Raw genomic sequence first — 2,887 nt, 5'->3', positions numbered from 1 at the left:
CGATCCGGAACGCCGCCTCGGGCGTACGCTTGCCGACCCGCGTCTGCAGCATCCACAGCCGCCCGTGCTCGACGGTGAACTCGATGTCGCACAGGTCGGTGTAGTGGTGCTCGAGCCGCTGCATGATCGTGAGCAGCTCGCCGTACACCGCCTTGTCGACGTGCTCGAGCTCGGCGAGCGGGATCGTGTTGCGAATGCCGGCGACGACGTCCTCGCCCTGTGCGTTGACCAGGTAGTCCCCGTAGACGCCCTGCGCCCCGGTGGCCGGGTCCCGGGTGAACGCGACCCCCGTGCCGGAGTCGTCTCCCCCGTTGCCGAACACCATCGAGCAGATGTTGACAGCCGTGCCGAGGTCCTCGGGGATCCGTTCCTGCCGGCGATAGAGCACGGCACGCTCGGTGTTCCACGAGTCGAAGACCGCCAGCACCGCCAGGTCGAGCTGGGCGCGCGGGTCCTGCGGGAAGTCCCGGCCGCCGTGCTCGCTGATCAGCTGCTGATAGGTCCCGACGAGTCCCTGCAGGTCCTCGGCGGTCAGGTCGAGGTCGTTGTCGCTGCCCCGCTCGGCCTTCAGCGCGTCCAGCGCGTCGGCGAACAGTGCGCCGTCGACGCCCAGCACCGTGCTGCCGAACATCTGGAGCAGCCGGCGGTACGAGTCGTACGCGAACCGCTCGTCCCCGTCGGCGGCCCGGGCCAGCCCCCGCACGGACGCGTCGGTGAGCCCGATGTTGAGGATCGTGTCCATCATCCCGGGCATCGAGAACTTCGCGCCGGACCGCACCGACACCAGCAGCGGGTCCTCCGGATCGCCAAGCCGCTTGCCGCGCGCCTCCTCCAGAGCCGTCAGGTGCGCGGTCACCTCGTCGGCCAGCCCGGCGGGCTCGCTGCCCGCGGCCAGGTACGCCCGACAGGCGTCGGTGCTGATGGTGAACCCCGGCGGCACCGGCAGCCCGAGGTTGAACATCTCGGCGAGACCCGCCCCCTTGCCGCCCAGGAGGTCCTTCTGGTCCATCCCGCCTTCACTGAAGTCGTACACATACGTCGTCATCCCGGGATCATTCCGCAGTCACGCGCCAACGGAAAGGGGCGAACGACCTCGGGCGTACAGTCGCCGTAGGCCTCAGCTCGTCGGCCGCGCCACCCCGGACCACTCGGCGAGCCGGGCCAGCCCGTACTCGGCGTGCGTCTGCAGCCGGGCGAGCGCGACGTCCAGCGCGGCGGACGTCGGATGGTCCGGGGGGATCCGCGCCGGGTTGAGCGGGACCCCGTCCGCCCACGCCTTGATGTCCGGCTCGGCGCCGAACGATGCGGTGGCCCGGGCGCCCAGGACCGTCATCCGGGCCCAGCTGGCCATGGTGTCCGACAACGGGGTCGGCGGGCAGAGCCGGTTCTTGTCCGCGCAGTCGTCACGGGTCGCCTCGACGTACCCGGCGAGCGCCGCGCCGAAGCAGGGGAACCCGGCCCGGATCGGCTGCACCGTGATCGCCGACGGCCCCCAGATGTCGACCGGCGGCGGATACTTCAGCCCGGCGGCGGCGCAGTGCACGACGACGGCGTCCTTCGCGATCGACACCGATCCGTGGGCGAGGGTGATGCGCCCCGGCCCGACGCTGCGGATGTGCCCGAGCCGGACGACGTGCTCGACCGTCCGCAGGTGGTCGAGCTCCCACGCGGCGAGCGTCGGCGTCTTGGCCATGGTCGGCATGACCGAGCGGTCGACCCGGAACATGATCCCGGCGCCCTCGAGGCGCACGAAGAAGTCCTCCAGGGTCGCCGCCGCCCCGGCCGCCTGCATCGTGTCGCCCACCATGCCCAGGAAGATCGCCGGATCGGGCTGCACGACCGCCCGGTTGAGCATCCACGGGTCACGCGGCCGGACCCAGCAGATCGCGTCGGGCCCCACCCCCTGCGTCAGCAGCCACACGATCGCGTCCGTCGCGGTCTTGCCCGAGCCCACCACGACGTACTGGCTCGGGGACTCGGTCAGGGTCGCCAGGTCGTTGATCGGGATCACCCGGGCGCCGTCGGCGACGTCGAACGGCGGTGGTGTGGTCGCCGGGATGTCGGGGGCCAGGTGGCGCGCGTCGACGATCCGGCAGCGCTGCGGCACCTCGAACCGCTCCCCCGTGGTCCGCGACACGAAGGTGTGCTCGCCGACGTAGTCGCACTCGCCGAAGAAGTCGACCTTGCCGGGCCCGGTCATCCGGTCGGCCAGGACGTGGTCGTAGTAGGCGCAGATCTCCGCGACCGTGGCCCGCTCGTGTAGGCCCGTCTCGGGCCCCTCGGTCTGCCGACGCCCGCCGCCGAGCAACGTCGACGCGACCCCGTAGAAGGCGGAGGCCTGGTGCAGCCGGACGAACGGATAGGCGTCGCGCCAGTGCCCGCCCACCGTGGCCCGGCGGTCGACCATCACGACGCGCACGTCGGCGTGGTCGATCAGCGCGTCGGTGAACGCCATGCCGACCGCCCCGGCTCCCACGACCAGGTAGTCGGCATCCACCATGCGCACCATGCTTCAGCCAAGCACGGTGTCCTCCGGGCGTCCATGGTCAGCCGCGGGCCGTCATGCGGCATCGAGCGCAGCGAGCATCTCCGCGAACTCGGCGGCCCATGGGTCGATGGGCATGTGATCGGTCACGTCAGCCTGCATGAGGGTGAGGTCCCAGTCCGCGATGGGGACTGGTTCGGGGTGTTGTGTGTAGGTGTGCCCGGTGCGTGTGGTCCATTCGAAGGCGCCGGGCGTGGGTTGTCGCAAACGCAGGTGGCCCTCGGTCTTGAGGTTGTGGGCCCGGCGGTTGAGCGGACCGGTGTTCGCCGCACAGGTCTCGGCGGGCCAGGGGTCGTTGTGGTCGGTGTCGCACATCCGGGCGGGCACGGAGCTGGTGGGGAA

Annotated in this window: 2 protein-coding genes and 1 pseudogene; all 3 read right to left on the bottom strand. The window is 71.2% G+C overall.

Annotated features, from left to right (window positions below; genetic code table 11):
• A partial coding sequence (locus JWQ91_RS12965; protein ID WP_297784759.1) for a PEP/pyruvate-binding domain-containing protein occupies positions 1–1,045 on the bottom strand: 1,045 nt, incomplete at its 3' end.
• Positions 1,046–1,117: 72 nt separating this feature from the next.
• Positions 1,118–2,509, bottom strand: a complete 1,392-nt coding sequence (locus JWQ91_RS12960; RefSeq protein WP_297784756.1) for an NAD(P)-binding protein — start codon at positions 2,507–2,509, stop codon at positions 1,118–1,120.
• A gap of 51 nt (positions 2,510–2,560) precedes the next feature.
• A pseudogene (locus tag JWQ91_RS12955) lies at positions 2,561–2,887 on the bottom strand (hypothetical protein); the annotation flags it as partial.

The sequence above is a fragment of the Aeromicrobium sp. genome (assembly GCF_025965075.1).
Taxonomy (GTDB): Bacteria; Actinomycetota; Actinomycetes; order Propionibacteriales; family Nocardioidaceae; genus Aeromicrobium.
This window is presented reverse-complemented; position numbering and strand designations above follow the sequence as displayed.

What these genes read in the sequence shown, in the direction of transcription:
- JWQ91_RS12960 (WP_297784756.1), bottom strand. Translation starts at nt 2,509, where the DNA reads ATGGTGCGCATGGTGGATGCCGACTACCTGGTCGTGGGAGCCGGGGCG.